The 20157-nt window shown below is 72.7% G+C and carries 19 protein-coding genes; 15 read left to right on the top strand and 4 right to left on the bottom strand.

Annotation, left to right across the window (positions count from 1 at the left end):
- Nucleotides 1-49: 49 nt before the first annotated feature.
- Complete coding sequence (locus N5I75_RS33810) at nucleotides 50-793, bottom strand: MgtC/SapB family protein (RefSeq protein WP_476683957.1); 744 nt, start codon at nucleotides 791-793, stop codon at nucleotides 50-52.
- Between the two features lie 136 nt (nucleotides 794-929).
- Here N5I75_RS33810 and N5I75_RS33805 point away from each other — a divergent pair, with 136 nt between their 5' ends.
- From N5I75_RS33805 to N5I75_RS33765, 9 genes are all read left to right on the top strand, one after another.
- Entirely contained in the window at nucleotides 930-1190 is a 261-nt protein-coding gene (locus N5I75_RS33805; RefSeq protein ID WP_394436163.1) for a hypothetical protein, read from the top strand.
- A 94-nt stretch (nucleotides 1191-1284) separates the two neighbouring features.
- Nucleotides 1285-2670 carry a cytochrome P450 family protein gene (locus N5I75_RS33800; protein WP_476683956.1) on the top strand — a complete coding sequence of 462 codons (1386 nt, stop codon included), beginning with the start codon at nucleotides 1285-1287 and terminating at the stop codon, nucleotides 2668-2670.
- Between the two features lie 22 nt (nucleotides 2671-2692).
- Complete coding sequence (locus N5I75_RS33795; RefSeq protein WP_476683955.1) at nucleotides 2693-3481, top strand: arylamine N-acetyltransferase family protein; 789 nt, start codon at nucleotides 2693-2695, stop codon at nucleotides 3479-3481.
- Between the two features lie 86 nt (nucleotides 3482-3567).
- Nucleotides 3568-4704 (top strand): substrate-binding domain-containing protein, encoded by a 1137-nt coding sequence (locus N5I75_RS33790; RefSeq protein WP_476683954.1) that lies wholly within the window; start codon nucleotides 3568-3570, stop codon nucleotides 4702-4704.
- Between the two features lie 103 nt (nucleotides 4705-4807).
- A complete protein-coding gene (locus tag N5I75_RS33785; protein WP_476683953.1) occupies nucleotides 4808-6163 on the top strand; it encodes an ABC transporter substrate-binding protein in 1356 nt (451 codons plus the stop codon).
- Nucleotides 6164-6194: 31 nt separating this feature from the next.
- Nucleotides 6195-7178: a carbohydrate ABC transporter permease gene (locus tag N5I75_RS33780; protein ID WP_476683952.1), complete on the top strand. Its 984-nt coding sequence runs from the start codon at nucleotides 6195-6197 to the stop codon at nucleotides 7176-7178.
- Nucleotides 7175-8047 (top strand): carbohydrate ABC transporter permease, encoded by an 873-nt coding sequence (locus tag N5I75_RS33775; protein WP_476683951.1) that lies wholly within the window; start codon nucleotides 7175-7177, stop codon nucleotides 8045-8047. Before N5I75_RS33780 ends, N5I75_RS33775 begins: the two co-directional genes overlap by 4 nt.
- 23 nt (nucleotides 8048-8070) lie before the next feature.
- On the top strand, nucleotides 8071-9051 hold the full coding sequence (locus N5I75_RS33770; RefSeq protein ID WP_476684868.1) for a hydroxyacid dehydrogenase: 981 nt from the start codon (nucleotides 8071-8073) through the stop codon (nucleotides 9049-9051).
- The gene (locus N5I75_RS33765; protein WP_476683950.1) at nucleotides 9048-10937 is read left to right on the top strand and encodes a DUF2264 domain-containing protein; all 1890 of its coding nucleotides are present in this window, start codon (nucleotides 9048-9050) and stop codon (nucleotides 10935-10937) included. Before N5I75_RS33770 ends, N5I75_RS33765 begins: the two co-directional genes overlap by 4 nt.
- Here the strand turns inward: N5I75_RS33765 and N5I75_RS33760 are convergent.
- A complete protein-coding gene (locus N5I75_RS33760) occupies nucleotides 10925-11569 on the bottom strand; it encodes a TetR/AcrR family transcriptional regulator (protein ID WP_476683949.1) in 645 nt (214 codons plus the stop codon). The genes N5I75_RS33765 and N5I75_RS33760 overlap by 13 nt on opposite strands.
- Nucleotides 11547-13049, bottom strand: coding sequence for an MFS transporter (locus tag N5I75_RS33755; RefSeq protein WP_476683948.1), 1503 nt, complete (start codon nucleotides 13047-13049; stop codon nucleotides 11547-11549). The genes N5I75_RS33760 and N5I75_RS33755 overlap by 23 nt, the downstream gene beginning before the upstream one ends.
- A gap of 296 nt (nucleotides 13050-13345) precedes the next feature.
- Here N5I75_RS33755 and N5I75_RS33750 point away from each other — a divergent pair, with 296 nt between their 5' ends.
- Both N5I75_RS33750 and N5I75_RS33745 read left to right on the top strand, forming a co-directional pair.
- The gene (locus tag N5I75_RS33750) at nucleotides 13346-14245 is read left to right on the top strand and encodes a Gfo/Idh/MocA family protein (protein WP_476683947.1); all 900 of its coding nucleotides are present in this window, start codon (nucleotides 13346-13348) and stop codon (nucleotides 14243-14245) included.
- A 50-nt stretch (nucleotides 14246-14295) separates the two neighbouring features.
- Nucleotides 14296-15486, top strand: coding sequence for a DUF4032 domain-containing protein (locus N5I75_RS33745; RefSeq protein ID WP_476683946.1), 1191 nt, complete (start codon nucleotides 14296-14298; stop codon nucleotides 15484-15486).
- Nucleotides 15487-15499: 13 nt separating this feature from the next.
- Here the strand turns inward: N5I75_RS33745 and N5I75_RS33740 are convergent, their stop codons facing one another.
- On the bottom strand, nucleotides 15500-16045 hold the full coding sequence (locus tag N5I75_RS33740; RefSeq protein ID WP_476683945.1) for a hypothetical protein: 546 nt from the start codon (nucleotides 16043-16045) through the stop codon (nucleotides 15500-15502).
- A gap of 459 nt (nucleotides 16046-16504) precedes the next feature.
- On the opposite strand from N5I75_RS33740, the gene N5I75_RS33735 reads away from it, so the two are divergent.
- The 4 genes from N5I75_RS33735 to N5I75_RS33720 all read left to right on the top strand — a co-directional run bounded on the left by N5I75_RS33735 (nucleotide 16505) and on the right by N5I75_RS33720 (nucleotide 20035).
- Nucleotides 16505-17326: an MmyB family transcriptional regulator gene (locus tag N5I75_RS33735; protein ID WP_476683944.1), complete on the top strand. Its 822-nt coding sequence runs from the start codon at nucleotides 16505-16507 to the stop codon at nucleotides 17324-17326.
- 132 nt (nucleotides 17327-17458) lie between these two features.
- A complete protein-coding gene (locus N5I75_RS33730; protein WP_476683943.1) occupies nucleotides 17459-18451 on the top strand; it encodes a beta-ketoacyl-[acyl-carrier-protein] synthase family protein in 993 nt (330 codons plus the stop codon).
- A gap of 73 nt (nucleotides 18452-18524) precedes the next feature.
- Entirely contained in the window at nucleotides 18525-19232 is a 708-nt protein-coding gene (locus N5I75_RS33725; protein WP_476683942.1) for a TetR/AcrR family transcriptional regulator, read from the top strand.
- Between the two features lie 8 nt (nucleotides 19233-19240).
- Entirely contained in the window at nucleotides 19241-20035 is a 795-nt protein-coding gene (locus tag N5I75_RS33720) for an SDR family NAD(P)-dependent oxidoreductase (protein WP_476683941.1), read from the top strand.
- Nucleotides 20036-20157: the final 122 nt, after the last annotated feature.

Raw genomic sequence — 20157 nt, 5'->3', positions numbered from 1 at the left:
GTTCACCCCCCCGAGCGCGTGCCCTGGCTTCACCCCACGCGCACGCGCCCTACTCGTCCGGCGCCGACTCCATGGAGGTCACGTCGAGGACCCCGTCCAGCTCCGCCAGCACGGCGACGAGTGCGGGGACGTCGGCCGTGCCCTCGATCTCCATGCGGACGGCCATCGTGCCGGGGCGGTCGGGGACCTGTTCCCAGTCGGTGCGGTCGGTGCGGAGTTCGACGACACGGAAGCCGCGGCTCGTGCACTGCTCAAGAACGCGGGTCAGGACGCTGCTGCCGACCCGGTAGGCGAGGTGCAGCCCCGAGCGGCGCTCGGTGGCCAGGGCCGGGACCCGGCGGGTCAGGTAGGGGTAGCCCCGGACGACCAGGAAGTGGCAGGCGGTCGCGGCGAGGGCGAGCAGGGGGAGGCCGCCGCCGCAGGCCATCCCTATGGCGCAGGTCAGCCAGACCGTGGCGGCGGTGGTGAGGCCCCGGACGGCGTCCCGGCGGACGAAGATGAGCCCGCCGCCGATGAAGCCGATGCCGGAGACGATCTGCGCGGCGACGCGGGACGGGTCGAACGAGACGCCCTCCAGGGCGAGCACGGAGTTGAACCCGTGCTGCGACACCTCCATGAACAGGGCGCTGCCGACCCCGACGAGCGTGTGCGTGCGCAGGCCCGCGCTCTTCTGCTGCACGGCGCGTTCCGCGCCGATCAGGGTGGACAGGACCAGGGCGAGACCCAACTCGGCGAGCTGGCGGGCCCCTTGCCCCGCCGCGGGGTCGAACAGGGGGATCGCGAGCGACGACAAAGGCGGACGCCTCCCTTCCGGACAGTGCTCCATGACCGTCCCGCATGTGCCCCGGCCAGGTGATCCGCGGCTCACACGAGGCTAGCCGTGCCCGCTTGGAGACGGATTGTCAGACCCGTGCGCAAGAGTGGGAACCATGAATGGGACGAGGGACTTCGATCAGCAGGACCGCAGGCCGACGAGGAACCACGAGCTGGCGGCGGCACAGGCCTGTCTGCGGCTGCTGCACACGGCACGCGCCGCGCTCTCCGGCACGGAGCCGCCCGCCACCGCGTCGGTGCTCGCCGTGCCCATCGCGGAGGCCGACGAGGCGCTGAGCCGCGCCGGCCTCGCGGGCAATGAGGCGTGGTTGCTGGAGCGGATCTACGACCTGGGCGTCGAGCCGCGTGCGCACTAGGATCCAAAAGCCGTCGAGCGCGGGGGAATTGACGAGCCGGCCCTTGGGCCCGACGCGCCCCCGCGCCAGCCCGCACCCGCGTCAGGAGCCCCGCTTGACCTCGCCATCAGCCGACGCAGCGCACTCCGCCGGGACCGCCTCCGCCCCGCCCGGCGCGGCCCTCCCTGCCGGCACCTCCGCCCCGCCTCGCGCGGCCGACCCGGCCGGCACGCCCCAAGCGCCGGACCCGAGCGAGCCCGCCACCGGCCGGCCGCACCGCCTCGACCCCGCCGGCGGCTGCCCGCACGCCCTCAACGCACGGCTGCGGCAGCAGGGTGGTGCCGTCGCGCCGGTCGTGCTCCCGGGCGGAGTCCCGGGCGCGCTCCTCCTCGGCCACGACGCGCTCCGGGAGTTCCTCGCGCACCCCGACGTCGCCAAGGACGCGCGGCACTTCACCGCACTGGCGGAGGGCCGGATCCCGCCGGGCTGGCCGCTGCGCACGTTCGCGACGGTGCCGGGGATGACGACGGCGGACGGCGAGGACCACCGGCGGCTGCGGTCGCTGGTGAGCCGCGCGTTCACGGTCCGGCGCGTGGAGGCGCTGCGGCCGCGCGTCGAGCGGATCGTGGACGAGCTGCTCGACGGGGTGGCCGGGCAGGCGGCCACGGAGGACGTCGTCGAACTGCGGGCGCACTTCGCGCTGCCGCTGCCGATGCGCGTCATCTGCGAGCTGTTCGGCGTCGACGAGGAGCACCGGGACCGCCTGCACCATCTGTCGAGCCAGGTCGTCTCCACGGGCACGACCCCGCAGGAGGCCCTCGCCGCGAACCAGGAGATGGTGGGCGTGCTCGCGCGCGTCGCTGAGGTCCGGGCGGAGAACCCCGGCTCCGATCTGACCAGCGCCCTCATAGCGGCGCGCGAGGAGGGCGGCGACCGGCTCGGCCAGGAGGAGCTGATCGGCACGCTCATGCTGTTCGTCGTCGCGGGGCACGAGACGACGCTGAACCTGATCACGAACGCGGTGCGGGCGCTGTGCGGGCATCGCGACCAGCTCGCCCTGGTCCGGGAAGGACACGCCGCCTGGGGGGACGTGGTCGAGGAGACGCTGCGCTGGGACAGCCCCGTCAGCTACTTCCCGTTCCGCTACCCGACCCGCGACCTCACCGTCGACGGCACGGTGATCCCGCGCGGCACCCCCGTCCTCGCCGGCTATTCGGGCGCGGGCCGCGACCCGGCCGCGCACGGCCCGGACGCCGACCGCTTCGACGTCACCCGTCCGGATCGCGGCCGCCACCTCTCGCTCGGCCACGGCGCGCACTACTGCCTGGGCGCGCCCCTGGCCCGCCTGGAGGCGACCGTCGCCCTGGAGCGGCTGTTCACCCGGTTCCCCGCACTCGACCTGGCCGTGCCGGACGAGGAGCTGCCCGCGCACACGGGTTTCGTCGGCAACAGCGTCCGCCGCCTGCCGGTCCGGCCGGGCCCCGAGGCGCACAGGCCATAGCCCCCTTGTGGAGACTGCCCTCATGGATCACGCGCGTACCGACGCCTACCTGGCCCGTATCGGCGCCGAGCGCCCCGCCGCCCCGACCGGCGACGCGCTGCGTGCCCTGCACCTCGCGCACCTGCGCACCGTGCCGTTCGAGAACCTCTCCGTGCACCTGCAGGAGGACATCACGCTCGACGCGGACGCGCTCGTCGCCAAGCTGGTCGACCGGCGGCGCGGCGGCTTCTGCTACGAGCTCAACGGCGCGTTCGGCACCCTGCTCACCGCCCTCGGCTTCGAGGTGACGCTGTTGCAGGCGCGCGCGGCGGGCGAGGGCGGCCGGTTCGGCATCCCGTACGACCACCTCGCGCTGCGCGTGCGCGACAGCGAGGGCGGCGACTGGCTCGCCGACATCGGGTTCGGCACGCACACGCACTTCCCCCTGCGGTACGGGGACCGCGGCGACCAGGCCGACCCCGGCGGCGTCTTCCGCGTCGAGGACGCGGCCGAGGGGGATCTGCTCGTGCTGCGGGACGGGGAGCCGCAGTACCTCCTCGACCGGCGCCCGCGCGCGCTCCGGGACTTCGAGGCGGGCGCCTGGTACCACCGCACCTCCCCCGCCTCCCACTTCACCCGCTCCCTGGTCTGTTCGCTGCTGACCGAGGAGGGACGGATCACCCTCAGCGGTCATACGCTCACCAGGACGGTCGGCGCGCAGCGCACGCGCACCGAGCTGCCCACGGACGCCGCCGTCCGCGCCGCCTACGACCAGCACTTCGGCATCACCCTCGACCGCCTCCCGCCGGAACCGGAGTCCGCCGGGGGCTGATGCCGGCCCGCGCCCGCTGGTTATGCTGCGGCCGAAGCGTTCACCGAAGCGCTCAAACGAACAGCGGTCGTGAGGGGGCCCTCAGCATGCGCGAACCGGTCGATCTCAGGCGGCAGCGGATCCTCGCCGTCGTGCAGTCGCGCGGCGCGACCCGGGTCAGCGACCTCGCCGCCGAACTCGCGGTGTCGGTGGTGACGCTCCGCCGCGACGTGGAGGAGCTGGCCCGCGAGGGCAAACTGCGCCGCGGCCACGGCGTGGCCCGCCCGGTCCTGCCCGAGTCCGAGCAGGCCGCCGCGCCCACGGCGCCGCCCCAGGCGGACGGCGGCCCGGTCGCGCTCGTCGTGCCCGAGCGCCACGCCTACCTGTACGAGGCGCTGCACGGCGCCCGCACCGCCTTCGAGGAGGCCGGCGTACGCATCGCCCTGCACATAGCCCCGACCGCCCCGGGCGCCGAACAGCCGCTCGTCGAGCGGGCGTTGGCGGAGGGCGCGCGGGGGCTGCTCATCGCGCCGCGCTGGCGCAGCCGCGCCGTCGAGGAGGCGGACTACGCCTGGCTGGCGCGGCTCGAGGTGCCCGCCGTGGTGATGGAGCGGATGCCACGGCGCGGCAGCGCGCTGCACGCCCTGGACACGGTCTGCACGGACCACTGGTACGGCATCCATCTCGCCGTCGAGCACCTGACGGGCCTCGGGCACCGTCGTATCGTGCTCGCCGCGCGCGACGACAGCCCGACGGCGCGCGCCCTGCGCTCGGCCTTCGCCGGCATCGCCGCGGACCACCCGGACGTCGACACGTGGGCGATCGCCCTCAGCTCCCCCGGCGCCGCCCCCGACCCCGGGTCGGAGACCGCCGAGAAGGCCATCGAACTCCCGGCGCTACTGGGTGAGTTGGGTGCCACGGCCGCCATCCTTCACGGTGACGTGGACGCGCTGATGCTGGTGCAGTCGTTGCGCGACAGCGGCGTACGGGTCCCCGAGGACTGCTCGGTGATCGCGTACGACGACGTGGTCGCGGCGCTCGGCAGCACGCCGCTGACCGCCGTGTCGCCGCCGAAGGCGGACGTCGGCCGGGCCGCGGCCGAGCTGCTCCTGCGCAGGCTCGGCGACCCGGTTCCGGGGCGTTCGGGCGGCCCGGTGCGGCGGATGGAGCTGCTGCCCACCCTGGAGGTCCGCGGCTCGACCCAGGCCCCGGCCACCGCACCCTCAACTGGAGCGTCCGCATGAGCGTTTGACCGTTTCATTTTCTTCTGATCGATCTATTGACCGCGACCGCTCAGCCGATCAGTATTCCTGTGACTCGAACACGCAGGAGCCGCGGGAGGCGCCCATGCCTGGTCGACAGAGCCGTCGATCCGTGCTCGCCGCGATCACCGCGCTGCCGCTGACGGGCGCCCTGAGCGCCTGCAGCGGGAACGACAGCGCGTCATCCGGGAGCACCAGCACGTCCGGTACCACCAGCACCAAGGGCACGACCACGATCACGTTCTGGTCCTCGCTGCGCGGCAGCCAGGAAGTGGTCGACGCGTTCAACAGGACCCACGACCACATCCGGGTCGACTACGAGCAGATCCCCTCCGGTAGCCAGGGTGGGTATTTGAAGATCAGCAACGCGGCGCGCGCCGGCAACGCCCCGGATGTCGCCACCATCGAGTACCCCCAGCTGCCGGGCTTCGCCATCGACGGCGTCGCCCGCGACATCACCTCGCTGATCAGCGACGACCTGCGGGCCAAGCTGCTGCCCCAGTCCCTGGCCCAGACGACGTTCGAGAAGCACACGTTCAGCGTGCCGCTCGACATAGAGCCGATGGTGATGCACTACCGCGCGGACCTCTTCGCGAAGTACGGCTTCGAGGTGCCGACCACGTGGGACGAGTACACCGAACTCGCCCGCAAGGTGCGCCGCACGGGCGGTGGCCGCCGGGTCGGCACCTTCCCCACGGACGGTATGACGCAGTTCGCCGCCTGGTCCTGGCAGGCGGGGGCGCAGTGGTTCGACACGTCCAAAGGCGCGTGGAACGTGTCCCTGGCGGACGCGCCGACCCGCAAGGTGGCCGCGTACTGGCAGCGCCTCCTCGACGAGGACCTCGTCTACGTCAACTCCTCCACGGCCCGCCTCTACGACGCGCAGATCGGCAACGGTCTCGTCCTGACCCGGCTGAGCGGCGCCTGGGACGCGGGCGCGCAGATGAACGCGCGCCCCGAGCAGAAGGGCAAGTGGCGCATCGCCCCGCTCCCCCAGTGGACCCCGGACAGGCCGACGCTCGGCACCCACGGCGGCTCCACGTTCGCCGTGACGAAGGACAGCGCGCACCCCGAGGCCGCCATGGAGTTCATCGAGTGGCAGGTCTCCCACCCGGACGCCCTCAAGGCGCGGCTCTCCAGCGGCGCGAGCAGTCAGTACCCTGCCGCGACCGAGCTGATCGACGTGGGCCGCGCCGCGTTCGACCGCGCGTACTACGGCGGCCAGGACATCTACACGCTGTTCGAGCGGGAGGCGCGGAAGATCGACGACGGCTGGGTGTGGGGCCCGCGCATGACCGCGACCGCCTCCGTCATGCAGGACGCCTTCGCGCGCGCGGGCGCCGGATCGGGCACCTTGCTCTCCTCCATGCGCGCCGCGCAGGACGGCACCATGCCGGACCTGAAGGCGCTCGGCCTCTCCACCACCCAGCACTCCACGTGAGCGCCCGCACTCCGAAAGGCAGGTGAACCCCGTGACCGCGACCACCCACGCCCCCACCGCGACGCCCGCGCCCCGACGCAGCGCCGACGCCGCGGGACGCAAGGCGCACCAGGCGGCCAGACGCCGCCGCAACGGCGCGGCGGGCGTCCTCATGACGCCGTTCTTCGTCCTCCTCGTCGTCGTCTTCCTGATCCCGGTCGGCACGGCGGTCTGGCTGAGCTTCTTCAGCGACGACCAGCCGGGCCTCGGCTTCGGCGCGGAGCGCACCGTCTTCGTGGGCCTGCGCAGTTACGCCGCCGTGCTCACCGACCCGACGTTCCTGTCCGGGCTCGGCACGGTCGCGCTGTACTGCGTGATCTACATCCCGCTGATGGTGATCGGCTCGCTCGCGCTCGCGCTGCTGCTCGACTCGGGCGTCGTACGGCTGCGGGCCTCGGCCCAGCTCGGCCTGTTCCTGCCGCACGCCGTGCCCGGCATCATCGCCTCGCTGATCTGGCTGTACCTCTACACGCCCGGCATCAGCCCGATCATCGACATCCTCGGCAAGGCCGACATCACGGTCGACTTCCTCGGCCTGCACACCACCTTGCCGTCGATCGTGAACATCGCCCTGTGGAGCAATCTCGGCTACAACATGGTCGTCTTCTACGCGGCCCTGCAGGCGGTCCCCCGCGAAGTCCTGGAGGCGTCCGTCGTCGACGGCGCCGGGCCGGTGCGCACCGCGCTCCAGGTGAAGGCACCGCTGGTCCGCTCCTCCATCGTCATGGTCGCGATGTTCACCCTCATCTGGGCGCTGCAACTGTTCACCGAGCCGATGCTGCTCCACCAGTCCTCGCAGATGATCAACTCGCGGTTCTCGCCGAGCATGTACATCTACGACGCGGCGTTCAGCCGCAACAACTACTCCCTGGCGGCGGCCGCCTCGGTGATCCTCCTGCTCCTGACGATCGCCCTCTCCTACGGCGTCACCCGCTGGACCAACCGCGTCGACTCGGCCGAGGAGAACGCCCGATGAGCACAGTCGCGTCCGGAAACCCCGCCCTGCTGCGCCCGCGCCTGCTCGGCCGCGCCACGGTCAACGCGGTCGTCGCGATCTCCGTCCTCTACACCCTGCTGCCGGTGCTGTGGCTGGTCCTCGCCGCGTCGAAGTCCCGCGACGCGCTGTTCAGCAGCAACATCCTGTCCCTCAGCGACTTCTCGCTCGTGCAGAACATCAAGGACCTGTTCGCGATGGACGGCGGCCTGTACAGCCGCTGGTACGGCAACAGCCTGCTCTACGCCGTCGTGGGCGCCGCGATCGGCGCGCTGATCAGCGTCGCCTGCGGGTACGCCTTCGACAAGTACCACTTCCGGCACAAGGAGAAGCTGTTCGGCCTCGTCCTGGCCGCGGTCATGGTGCCGCAGACGGTGCTCGCGCTGCCGCTGTACCTGATCGCGTCCGCGACCGGCGTCGTCAACACCTTCTGGTCGGTGTTCATCCCGGTCCTGTTCAACCCGTTCGGCGTCTACCTGGGCCGCATCTTCGCGCAGGGCTATGTGCCGAACGAGGTCCTGGAGGCGGCGCGGGTCGACGGCGCCGGCGAGCTGACCACGTACGTCAAGGTCGCCCTGCGCATGCTCGGCCCCGGCCTCATCACGGTCTTCCTCTTCCAGCTGACCGCCATCTGGAACAACTTCTTCCTGCCGATGGTGATGCTGTCGAACCAGGACCTCTACCCCGTCAGCCTGGGCCTCTACCAGTGGAACAGCCAGGCGTCCGTCTCTCCCGAGTACTACCCGGTGGTGATCATGGGTTCGCTTCTCGCGGTCCTCCCCCTCATTCTCGCCTTCGTCCTCCTCCAGCGGTTCTGGCGCTCCGGCCTGACGGCGGGGGCGGTCAAGTGACTCAGCCCCGTGTGGCGCTGGCCATGTCCCCCCAGGCCGCGGCGGCCGTCTTCACGCCGCGGTCCGTGGCCGCGCTGCGAGGCGTCTGCGACCTGGCGCCGCTCCCCGCCCTGGACGACCTGAGCACCGTACGGGCGAAGGAGCTCCTCGCCGATGTGGAGGTCCTGGTCACCGGCTGGGGCTGTCCCCGGCTCGACGCGGACGTCCTGGCCGCCGCCCCGAACCTGAAGGCCGTGGTGCACGCGGCCGGTTCGGTGCGCGGGCACGTCACCGAGGCGTGCTGGGAGCGTGGCATCCAGGTCACCTCTGCGGCGGCGGCCAACGCGCTGCCCGTCGCCGAGTACACCCTCGCCATGCTCCTCCTGCACGGCAAGCACGTCCTGGAGCGCGCCCGCGACTTCCGCAGGGACCGCGCCCGCGACGCCTGGCTGCTCACCCCGCACGAGGTCGGCAACTACCGCCGCACCGTCGGCCTGCTGTCGGCGTCCCTGATCGGCCGCCGCGTCATCGAACTGCTCCGCCCCTTCGACTACGAGGTCCTGCTCCACGACCCCTACGTGACCGAGGCGGAGGCCGCCGAGCTGGGCGTGGAGTGGGTCGAGCTGCCCGACCTCTTCACCCGCAGCGACCTGCTGAGCGTCCACACCCCGCTGCTCCCGGCCACGCGCGGCCTCGTCAGCCGCGATCTGCTGGCCTCCATGCGGCCCGGCGCGACGCTCATCAACACCTCGCGCGGCGCCGTCGTCGACCAGGACGCGCTCACCGACGTGGTCCGCGCGGGCCGCGTCCGGGCCGTCCTCGACGTCACCGACCCCGAGGTCCTGCCCGCGGACCACCCGCTGTGGGACTGCCCCGGCGCGCTCATCACCCCGCACCTGGCCGGATCGCAGGGCAGCGAGTGGGAGCGGCTCGCCGACACGGCCGTCGCCGAAGTGGCGCGCTGGGCCGCGGGCGACGGTTTCGCCCATCCCGTACGACGCGAAAGGCTGGCGTTCCTCGCATGAGCGTTCCTGGTGGCAAGGCCATACCCTTCGAACTCCCCGCCGAGGACCGGGCGCTGAGCCCGCACACCGGCTACACCCGCGCCCACTGGGAGGCCGTCGCCGACGGACTGCTCACCGCCGCCTGGCGCTGGGCCACCCCTGAGGGCGCCCTCCTCGACCTGCCGGGCCGCCCGTCCGCGTCGGGCGTGCGCTCGGACGGCCTCGAAGGCTACGCCCGTACGTTCCTGGCGGCCGGGTTCCGGATCGCGGGCGCCGAGGGCAAGGACCCGCACAACCTCCTGGAGCGGTACGCGAGCGGCCTCACCGCCGGCACCCGTACGCCCGGCGCGGACGACGCCGAGTCGTGGCCGCTGATCCTCGACCACCATGTGCAGGGCCAGCCGATGGTCGAGTCCGCGTCGGTGGCGCTCGGCCTGATGCTGACCCGGCGGTGGCTGTGGGACCGGCTCGACGGCGACGTACAGGACCGTGCCGAGCGGTGGCTGCGCGGCGCGATCGACCACACGCCCGCCCCGAACAACTGGTACCTGTTCCCCTTCATGGTGGCGTCGTTCCTTGAGTCGGTGGGCCGGGGCGACGAGGCCACGGCCCGCGCCATGGAGCGCGCCCTGTACCTGATGGAGACCTGGTACCGGGGCGACGGCTGGTACGCGGACGGCGACGGCCGCGCCTTCGACCACTACAACGGCTGGGCGCTGCACCTCTACCCGATGCTCCACGCCCACCTGTCGGGCGACACGGCGCTCGCCGACCGCTTCGGCCCGCGGCTCCGTAAGCACTTGGAGAGCTTCTCCCTGCTCTTCGGCGGGGACGGTGCGCCGCTCCACTTCGGGCGCTCCCTCACCTACCGCTTCGCGGCGTCGGCGGCGGTCGGCACGGGCGCGCTCACCGGCCACACCCCGCTGACCCCGGGCGCCTCGCGCCGCCTCATCAGCGGCAACCTGCGCTACTTCGTCGACCGCGGCGGCATCACCGATGACGGCCTCCTCAGCCTCGGCTGGCACGGCCCGCACACCGCCACCCTCCAGCCGTACTCGGGGCCCGCGTCCCCGTACTGGGCGTCGAAGGGCTTCGTCGCGCTGCTCGCGCCGCAGGACGCTCCGCTGTGGACCGCGACCGAGGAGGCCGCCCCCGTCGAGGGCCCCGACCGGGTCCTCGCGCTGCCCGCGCCCGGACTGCTCGTCCAGTCGACGCGGGACGACGGGATCGTGCGCCTGCACAACCACGGCAGCGACCACGTCCGGCCGCACGAGGGCGAGTTCGCCGAGCAGGACGACCCGCTGTACGGCCGCCAGGCGTACTCCACGCACACCGGGCCGACCTCCCGCACCAACATCGCCGACAACCACCTGTCGGTCGAGGTCGGCGGCGTCGCGAGCGTACGACGCCGGGTCCACCCGCTCGGCGCGGAGCACGGGGACGGCTGGGGCTGGGCCGCGTCCTGGCACCGGCCCGTCTTCGCGTCGGGGCCGCCGATGGTGCCGGGGCTTCGCGTGGAGAGCGTGACGGTGGCGCGGGGGCGTTTCGAGCTGCGGGTCCACCGGGTCGTGGGGGCGCCGCGCGGGGCCCGGGTCTCCCTTACCGGGTGGGCTACGAATACGGTCCGCTCGGAGCTGGTGGGGTTGTACGGGTGGGAGGAGCGGGATGCCGTGCGGGCGCCTGAGGGGACGGCGTTCGAGTCGTGGGTGCGGGTGCCACGGCTTTCGGCGGGTGTTGAGGGGGGCGGGGTTTTTGTGGCGCTGGCCTGTCTTGGTGGGGAATTCGACTCCGGGCTCGCTGAGGTTGTTGCCGGAGTGGATGTTGTGGACGGGCAGTTGACCGTGCGGTGGGCCGATGGGTTCGAGACCTTCGTGGCTTACGAGCCGCTGCGCGTTCAGTGCCGGTGAGTGGGGGCTGGGCGCGCCCCGCGGCGGAGCCGCTCATCGACACAGTCCCGCGCCCCTAGGAGGTCTTGCACAGCCGGGGCGTAATGCGTGACCACCTCTTCCACGTCCGCGATCCGTACATGCGGGCCGCGGGCGATGCCGTACATCACGCCCAGACCCAGGAGCATGGACACCGCCAGTTCCGCGCGCAGCCCCGCGTCCTCGCCGGGGAGGCGGGCCGCCAGGCGGCCGCTCACCTGGGTACGGAAGTTCTCTCGGAGGATCTCGCCCTGTTCGCCGTGGAGCGGGGCAAAGACGATGCGGAGGATGGGGTCGGCGCCGCGTTCGGCCTGGCCGGTGAGGACGTGGCGGACCATGTGGGCGCCCAGGTTCTCCAGCGGCGCGTCGAGGAAGGTCTCCACGTCCGCCTCGAAGTTCATGACACTGGAGAACAGGGCGTCCTTGTTCCCGAAGTACTTGAGGATCAGGGGTGGGCTGACCCCGGCCCGTTCGGCGACGGCCTTGAGCGTGATGTCGCCGTGCGCGTGCCGGGCCAGCAGGTGCCGGGCGGCTTTCACGATGGCCGTTCTGGTCGCCTCGGCGTCGCGGCGGACCGCGCGGGACGCCTGTTCACCCGCGTACGTCGTGCTCATCGGCCTGCGCTCCCTTCGTCGTCGCCGACTGGACGGGGGCGGCCGTCGTCGCGCTCTCCCGGGCGGTGTCGGACGGGACCGCGAGGGCGACGGCCGTGGCCACCAGCGCGACCGTACCGGCCATGGCGAACGCCAGTTGGTAGCCGCCGAGCGTCGGCACCTCGGCGCCGCCCACGCGCGTGGTGTGGTGGACGAGGACGGCGGCGACGGCGGCGCTGGAGACGGCCTGGCCGATGGTGCGCATCAGGACGTTGACGCCGTTCGCGGAGGCGGTCGCGTGGGCGGGGACCGCGCGCAGGATCAGCGTGGGCAGTGCCGAGTAGGCGAGGGTGGTGCCGGTCGAGACGACGGCCGCGCCGACCAGGATGACCCACAGGTCCGTGCTGTCGGCGATGCGCACGGCGTAGCCGAGGGCCAGGACGACGCCGCCGATCGCGAGGGTGGTGCGGGGGCCGCGGGCGGCGGAGACGCGGGCCGAGACCGGGGAGAACAGCAGCATGATGACGCCGCCGGGCAGCATGACCAGGCCCGTCGCGACGATGGACAGGCCGAGGCCGTAGCCGGTGGCGACGGGGGCCTGCACGAGTTGCGCGGTGACGAGGGAGTTGGCGTAGAAGGCGAAGCCGGTGAAGAGCGCGGCTACGTGCGGCAGTCCGACGCGGCGGCCCGCCGCCAGGCGCAGGTCCACCAGGGGGCGCTTGGTGCGGAGTTGGTGCCAGGCCCAGAGGGTGAGGATCACGGCCGCGCCCGCGAACAGGCCGATCACCCGGGCACCGCCCCAGCCCCACTGGCCGCCCTGCGAGACGCCGAGCAGGAGGCAGATCAGGCCTGCGGCCAGGCCGAGGGTACCGAGGGCGTCGAAGCGGCCCGGTGATCTGACGGGCGACTCGCGCACCGTCCACCAGGCGAGCGCGAGGCCGAGGGCGCCGAGGGCGCTGGTCGCCCAGAACATGGCGTGCCAGTTCGCGTACTGCACGATCAGCGCGGCGAGCGGCAGGCCGAGGGCGGCGCCGACGCCGACGGTGGAGCTCATCAGGGCGACGGCGGAACCGGTGCGGTGCGGCGGGAGTTCGTCGCGCAGGATGCTGATGGACAGCGGCACGACGGCCGCGGCGGCGCCCTGCAAGGCGCGGGCCGCGATCAGGACGCGGATGTCGGAGGTCAGCGCGCAGAGCACCGAGCCGACGGTCATCAGGCCGAGCGCGATCAGCAGGACTCGGCGCTTGCCGTACATGTCGCCCGCCCGGCCGAGGACCGGGGTGAGGACCGCGCCCGCCAGGAGCGTCGCCGTGACCATCCACGAGACGGCCGCCGGGGACGCGCCGGTCAGCCGGGGCAGATCGGGCAGGAGCGGGACGACGACGGTCTGCATGACGGCCATGAGGATGCCACCGAAGGCGAGCACGGGCACGGTGAGGCGCTCGCGCAGGCGCCCGTGCGTCGGGGCCGGGGCCGGTATCGGTGCGGGTGCGGCGTCCATGGGGCTCCTGCCGGGGACGGCGGGCGGGCGGCCCGGCGCGGCGCGTCGGGACGGTGAAAGCGGGTGAATCGGCATTCACCCGGCCGGTGAATGAGTATTCACCACCCGGGGGCCCGCTGTCTGCGCCCCGCTCAAGCCCCTGGGGGTCCCCCGGGCGAAGTCTGGGGGAGATTGTGGAGCGGGGTCCAGGGCGGAGCCCTGGGGCCGGTGCGCGGTGCGGGTGCGCGGTGCGGGTGCGCGGTGCGGGTGACGCCGCGTGAAGCGACTTTCGCCCGATCCGGGCGATACTGCCGCTCATGACCACGACTGACACCCTGCGCTGCGGACTTGTCGGCACCGGCCCCTGGGCCCGCCGTACTCACGCCCCGGCGCTCGCCGCCCATCCGCACACCGAGTTCACCGGCGTCTGGGGCCGCCGCCCGGAGGCCGCCGCCGAACTCGCCGCCGAACACGGCATCACCGCGTACGACGACGTGGACGCGCTCTTCGCGGCGTGCGACGCGGTGGCTTTCGCCGTGCCGCCGGACGTGCAGGCGCCGCTCGCGGCCCGCGCGGCGGCGGCCGGGTGCCATCTGCTGCTCGACAAGCCGCTGGCCACCGAACCGGACGCGGCGCGCGCGGTCGTGGAGGCGGCGGACGCGGCGGGCGTCGCCACGGCCGTCTTCTGCACCCTGCGCTACGCGCCCGACCCGTCGGCCTGGATCGCCGAACAGGCGGCCGTGGGCAACTGGTTCACCGGCCGCGCCGACTGGTACGGCAGCCTCTACACGCCGGGCGACGACGCCGAGGTGCGGGCCTCCACGCCGTGGCGCGCCGAGCGGGGCGCTTTGTGGGACGTGGGCCCGCACGCCCTGTCGGTGCTGCTTCCGATCCTCGGTGACGTGGAGGCGCTGACGGCGCGGAGCGGCCCCGGCGACACCGTGCACCTGGTGATGGCACACGCGTCCGGCGCGTCCAGCACGGCGACGCTGAGCCTGACGGCGCCCAAGGCGGCCGGCGGGACGGCGGTGGAACTGCGCGGCACGGCCGGGACATTCACGATGCCCGCGGGCGGCACCGCCCCGGAGTCGTTCGCCGTGGCGATCGACGTGCTGCGGGAGTCGGCGCGCACCGGTACCCCCGCCCCGTGCGACGCCCGCTTCGGCCTGCGCATCACGGAGATCCTCGCGGGGGCGGAGCACTCCCTGTCGTACTGAGGCGCGGCAGGGAGATCCACGCGCGCGGCGGGCCGCTTACGCTGATGACCATGCCGCTCCAGATCAGCGCCACCAACCCCGAGCACCCGGTGCTCCTGCTCGCCCTGCCCTGGCACATCCCGCTGGAGGAGTGGCCGGAGGAGTACCTCGTGCCGCTGCCGCGCGGCATCTCGCGGCACGTGGTGCGCTACGCGCGCGCGGGTGACGAAGTGGTCGCCGTGAAGGAGCTGGCCGAGCGGCCCGCGCTGCGCGAGTACGAACTGCTCCGCACCCTCGACCGCATCGGGATACCCGCGGTCGACCCGCTGGCCGTCGTCACCGGCCGCGAGCAGCCGGACGGGACGCCGCTGGAGCCGGTCCTGATCACCCGGCACCTCGGCGGCTCCCAGCCCTACCGGTCGATGTTCGAGACGACGATGCGGCCGACGACCGTGCACCGTCTGATGGACGCGCTCGCCGTGCTCCTGGTCCGGCTGCACCTCGCCGGGTTCGCGTGGGGCGACTGCTCGCTCTCCAACACCCTGTTCCGGCGGGACGCGGGCGCGTACGCCGCGTACCTCGTGGACGCGGAGACCGGCGAGCTGCACCCGAAGCTGAGCGACGGGCAGCGGGAGTACGACATCGATCTGGCCCGCGTCAACATCAGCGGGGAGATGCTCGACCTGGAGGCGTCCGGGGCGCTGCACCCGTCGATCGACCCCATCGAGTTCGGCACGGAGATAGGGCAGCGCTACACGAACCTGTGGAGCGAGCTGACCCGGACGTCGGTGTACCCGGCGGGCAAGCACCACTACATGGAGCGCCGCATCCGCCGCCTGAACGACCTGGGGTTCGACGTCGCCGAGATGCAGATCTCCCGCTCCCCGCACGGCGACACGGTCACGTTCGTGCCGAAGGTCGTCGACGCGGGCCACCACCAGCGCCAGCTCCTGCGCCTCACCGGCATGGACGCGGAGGAGAACCAGGCGCGGCGGCTCCTGAACGACCTGGAGAGCTGGATGGCGACCCAGGACGACGTCCAGGACGCCCGCCCCGAGGTCCTCGCCCACCGCTGGGTGCGCGACGTGTTCCGGCCGACGGTCCGCGCGGTACGCGACCGGATCCCGACCCCCGTCGACCCGGCCGAGCTCTACCACGAGCTGCTCGAACACCGCTGGTACCTCTCCGAGCGCGCCCAGCACGACATCGGCCTGGACGCGGCGGCGGAGGACTACGTACGCAATCTGGGCAAGCCGGAGTGAAGCGCCGCCGGGGTCAGTGACCGCCCTGCGGCTTCACGCACCCGGTGCCCTCGATGTACACGCCGTGCGTCTCCACCGTCACCCGTCCGGCGACGGAGCCCTCGACGCACGCGGGCGCGATCTCGACGGCGAAGCTCACCATGCCCTCGCTGCCGCTCGTGGTCACCTTGTCGGCGGCGTACCCGAGCCGGGTCAGCGCGCTGCCGACCTGGCCCGGCGTGACGTCCTGCCGTCCACTGAACCGCGCGAGCGCGCCCCGGACCCGCTCCGCCTGCCGGTCGGCGGCGCACCGCGCGGCGCCCTTGAGCTCGACCGTGCTCTGGAACGCGTGGTTCTCGCGGTACTTCGGGTTGGCGTCGCCCGCTACGGGGGGCTGCTCGGGCGGCGCGCTGGGGGCGGCGCAGTCGGCGCCGGCGGACGCCATCGGTGTTTGCGGCGTCTGCGGCGTGGCCGCTGTTCGGGCCGCCGTGCCGTCCGCCTTCTCCGCACCGCAGCCGGAGAGCATGAGCCCGGCGGCGAGCAGGCCGACGGCAGTGACGGCGGATCTTCGTATCGTCATGGGCCCGAGTATGCCCGGGGTGTGCACGGGCGGGCGCTGTACCGGGCGCGGCCGATGCCGTGGCCGCTACGTAATGGCGAGTGACGGCACCGACCGCAGCCAGTGACCTCCGGGAACCGGTCGCGTCGAGAGAGGGACGTGCGTCGTTGCAACGCATTTTCCGGCCACATCGAACAAATTAGGTGGCCCGGTCCCGCCTCTCTTCCACGAACAGCCCGAAGGCTCGTGAGTTACCCGGTGCCGGGAAATTTCGGCCATTTTCGAGCGGCCGGGGACAGGTGCCCCATCGCTGTGTCCATGTGCTCACAGACGATGAAACCGGCAGGTGGGTAACCCCGCGCCACTCATCATGACGGACCGTCTGATCGTTTTCTTCGGGCAATGTTTATTACCAAAGCCGTTGGGAGTATTTAGACTGCTCACGCTCAACTCGGCGTGTACGAAGAGGGATTACCCACCATGAACAAGAAGGCGCTCCGCGCCCTGCTCCGTGAACGGCGCGCCCTCATAGCTCCCGAGTCCCACGGCTTCACCCGCCCCACGGGCCAGGGCCGGCGCGCGCCCGGCCTGTCGCAGCACCAGGTCGACCAGTTGCTGCACCGCACCCTCGGGACCTATCACCGGCTGGAGTCGGGCAGCTACCCGAGCCCGCCCGCGGATCTGCTCCGCGACGTGGCCCGCCTGTTCGGCCTGAACGAGCAGGAATGGGTACTGCTGTGCCGCTACGCCCTGCTCCAGGACCCGCCCGGCCCGCTGTACCTCTCCTCCGGCAAGGAGGTGCCCGGTGTCTGGCAGGAGGCGGTCGACGGCATCAACCACATCGCCTACGTGTCCGACGCGTCCTGGGACCTGCTCGCCTGCAACGAGGCGTTCACGGAACTCTTCCCCGACCGGCGGCCCCCGCAGAACACCATGCGCTGGATGCTCCTCGACCAGCACGCGCGGAACATGCTGACGGACTGGACGACCGCGTGGGCACCGCTGCTGCTCCCCCAGTTGCGGGCGGCCCTGGCCGCACGTCCCGACGACGACACGCTGCGCCAGATCGAGAAGGAGGTCCTCTCCGATCCGGAAGCGGCGCCCATCTACGAGGCGGGCGGTTCGGCGATCCACCCGGACGGCGACGAACGGCCGCTCCTGCACGCCCGGTTGGGGCCCGGCTGGGCGACCATGTGCGCGGCGCAGCCGCTCACCACGCCCGGGGCGCGTCTGATGATCCTGGTCTTCCACCCCGGCGTCCGGCGCGCCCATCCCCGGATGCCCGCGCTGCAGGCGGGGTGACACTCCGACCTTCAACCATCGCCCGCGGTGACGTAGGTTGACCTGGCCCCCCACACCCCCTACCGCCCCCGTGGGAGCCATCACATGTCTGTCTACGTGTCCCGACCTCGCACAGCCCTGGGTGCCCACAAGGTGACCACCGACGAGATCGCGGACGACATACGCACGCACCACCCGGACCACCCCCGGCTCGCGGCGGCCGTCCGTGCCGTGGCCGGATGCGGCGTACGGACCCGCTTCTTCACGCGTCCCCTCACCTCGGCGACCGTGGCGGGCGGGGGCGAGGTCGGCGAGCGCGCCCGCGCCGCGTTCGCGGACGCGCTCGAGCTCGCGCAGGAGGCGGCCGAGGCGGCGCTCGCGAGCGCCGGCCTCTCGGCGGCGGATCTCGGCGGGATCGTCACGACGCACTCCACCGGCTGGTCGGTGCCCAACCTCGACGTGCACCTCATGACCCGCCTCGGGATGCGCCCCACCGCCAGCGCCCTCGCGCACACCACGCTCGCGTGCACCGGGGGCACCAAGTGCCTGATCCGCGCGGCGGACATGGTGAGGGCCAGGCCGGGCAGCCCCGTTCTGGTCGTGGCCGCGGAGGTGATCTCCGCCGTGTACCACCACAGCGACACCGGTATCGACGCGATGATCTACAAGGCCCTGTTCGGCGACTCGGCCGGTGCCGCCGTCGTCAGCGCCGAACCGCTGGGTCCCGGCTTCGTGGTCGAGGACAGCTTCGAGCACGTCCTGCCGGACACCATGGACCATCTGGCCGGCCGGATCACCTCCGCCGGGCTGCACTTCGACGCCACGAAGGAAGGGCGCGCCGCGTCGCGAGAAGCACTGCCGGTCTTCCTGGACTGGCTCGGCGGCCGGCACTCCGACTTCGCCGTGATCCACCCGGGCAGCCCCCGCATCATCTCCGACACCGCGGAAGCGCTCGGCCTGGACGCCCGCGCCGCCCGCCACTCCACGGACACCCTCACCGACGAGGGCAACCTGGGCGGCGTCAGCATCCTGCGCGTCCTGGAGCGCACGCACGAGGAGCCGCCCGCGCCGGGGGCCCGCGGCACGATGGTCGCGTACGGCCCCGGTTTCGCGACGGCCGCGCTGCACGGCCACTGGCACGCCTGAGACGCTCCCCGCGCCCAGAAATGTCCCAACGGGACTTATGTCCCGCCGGGACATTCGGGTGTACCGTAGAGCCATGAAGGCGAACGAGCCCCTCCCGGGGCGGCCCTCCGAGGACCGTCGACAGGTCAAGGCCCGCCGGACGCGCGAAGCGCTGGCGGAGGCGGCCGTCGAGCTGGTGCTCGAGCGGGGCCTCGGGGCCGTCACCGTCGAGGCGATCGCCGAGCGCGCGGACGTCACGCGCCGCACGTTCAGCCGCCACTTCTCCGGCAAGGAGGACGCGGCGCTCGACTTCACCCGCGCCGACGGCGCCCGCATCAACGCGGCGCTGCGCGCCCGCCCCGAGGACGAACCCCCGCTCCTCGCGTACCGCAACGCCGTCGCGGACTGGCTCGCGGACCGCGAGAGCCCCGGCTGGCACCACCGCCCCAGGCTGCGCGAGCTGTACGCCGTCGTGGACGAGGAGCCCGCCCTGTTCGCCGCGTACGAACGGATCCGGGTCGACGCCCAGGACGAGTCCGTCCGCATCATCGCCGACCGGCTCGGTACCGACCCGGCCCGGGACCCGCGCCCCGAGGTCGTCGTCGGTGCCGCCGCCGGGGTACTGACCGCCGCGCTGCGCGCGTGGGCGCGCGGCACGGAGAAGGACGCCACGGATCTCGCCGCCCTGGTGGCGACGGCCTACGACGCCCTCGTCGGGGAGGCCGCCCGTTCGGCGACGGCCGCCGCCGACACAACCAGTGAGATCAGCGCGACCACTGAGAACAGCGCAAGCAGAGAGTGACACGCACCATGAGCACCACCAGCACAAGCGTCAGCAGCAGCAACAGCACCACCGGCGGCGAGTTCGCCGGGAAGACCGCCCTCGTCACCGGTGCCGCCTCCGGCATCGGCCTGGCCACCGCCCGCCGCCTCGGCCGCGACGGCGCCGCCGTCGTCATCGCCGACTACAACGAGCAGGGCGCGAAGGAGGCCGCCGAGACGCTGAAGGGCGAGGGCATCGAGGCCGCCGCCGTCGCGGTGGACGTGACCGACCCCGCTTCCGTCGAGGCCGCCGTCCGGTTCACGGTCGACACCTTCGGCGGGCTCGACCTGGCCGTGAACAACGCGGGGATCGGCGGTGCCTCCGCCCCGACCGGCGCGTACGACATCGACACCTACGACCGCGTCATCCGCACCAACCTCGACGGCGTCTTCTACTCGATGCGCCACGAACTGCCCGTCATGGAGGCCGCGAGCGGCGGTGCGATCGTGAACGTCGCCTCGATCCTCGGCTCGGTCGGCTTCGCGGGCTCCCCCGCGTACGTCGCGGCCAAGCACGGTGTGGTCGGCCTGACGAAGACGGCGGGCGCGGAGTACGCGTCGAAGGGCGTCCGCGTCAACGCGGTGGGGCCGGGCTTCATCGAGACCCCACTCCTGAAGGAGATGGACAAGGCCGCCTACGACGGTCTCGTCGGTCTGCACCCGGCGGGCCGGCTCGGACAGTCCGAGGAGGTCGCCGAGTTGATCGCCTTCCTGCTCTCGGACCGCGCCTCGTTCATCGCGGGCAGCTACCACCTCGTGGACGGCGCCTACACCGCCGTCTGATCCCGCTCCGGGGAGCCGATCCACGCGCGCCCCTCCTCTTGTGTCACGACCGTCACCTGGCGGCGCTTGTGTCACAGCTCAACTCATGGAACGGTCTGCAAGGGGCAGACGGGGGTGCCCGG

This window comes from Streptomyces sp. R818, from assembly GCF_056172735.1.
Note: the sequence above shows the minus strand (reverse complement) of the source record. Positions and strands in the feature narration are given on the sequence as shown.

Excerpts from the sequence above, each read along its gene's own strand:
- N5I75_RS33805 (WP_394436163.1), top strand. The coding sequence starts at position 930 with ATGAATGGGACGAGGGACTTCGATCAGCAGGACCGCAGGCCGACGAGG.
- N5I75_RS33795 (WP_476683955.1), top strand. The coding sequence starts at position 2,693 with ATGGATCACGCGCGTACCGACGCCTACCTGGCCCGTATCGGCGCCGAG.
- N5I75_RS33790 (WP_476683954.1), top strand. The coding sequence starts at position 3,568 with ATGCGCGAACCGGTCGATCTCAGGCGGCAGCGGATCCTCGCCGTCGTG.
- N5I75_RS33785 (WP_476683953.1), top strand. The coding sequence starts at position 4,808 with ATGCCTGGTCGACAGAGCCGTCGATCCGTGCTCGCCGCGATCACCGCG.
- N5I75_RS33775 (WP_476683951.1), top strand. The coding sequence starts at position 7,175 with ATGAGCACAGTCGCGTCCGGAAACCCCGCCCTGCTGCGCCCGCGCCTG.
- N5I75_RS33770 (WP_476684868.1), top strand. The coding sequence starts at position 8,071 with ATGTCCCCCCAGGCCGCGGCGGCCGTCTTCACGCCGCGGTCCGTGGCC.
- N5I75_RS33765 (WP_476683950.1), top strand. The coding sequence starts at position 9,048 with ATGAGCGTTCCTGGTGGCAAGGCCATACCCTTCGAACTCCCCGCCGAG.
- N5I75_RS33760 (WP_476683949.1), bottom strand. The coding sequence starts at position 11,569 with ATGAGCACGACGTACGCGGGTGAACAGGCGTCCCGCGCGGTCCGCCGC.
- N5I75_RS33755 (WP_476683948.1), bottom strand. The coding sequence starts at position 13,049 with ATGGACGCCGCACCCGCACCGATACCGGCCCCGGCCCCGACGCACGGG.
- N5I75_RS33750 (WP_476683947.1), top strand. The coding sequence starts at position 13,346 with ATGACCACGACTGACACCCTGCGCTGCGGACTTGTCGGCACCGGCCCC.
- N5I75_RS33745 (WP_476683946.1), top strand. The coding sequence starts at position 14,296 with ATGCCGCTCCAGATCAGCGCCACCAACCCCGAGCACCCGGTGCTCCTG.
- N5I75_RS33740 (WP_476683945.1), bottom strand. The coding sequence starts at position 16,045 with ATGACGATACGAAGATCCGCCGTCACTGCCGTCGGCCTGCTCGCCGCC.
- N5I75_RS33735 (WP_476683944.1), top strand. The coding sequence starts at position 16,505 with ATGAACAAGAAGGCGCTCCGCGCCCTGCTCCGTGAACGGCGCGCCCTC.
- N5I75_RS33725 (WP_476683942.1), top strand. The coding sequence starts at position 18,525 with ATGAAGGCGAACGAGCCCCTCCCGGGGCGGCCCTCCGAGGACCGTCGA.
- N5I75_RS33720 (WP_476683941.1), top strand. The coding sequence starts at position 19,241 with ATGAGCACCACCAGCACAAGCGTCAGCAGCAGCAACAGCACCACCGGC.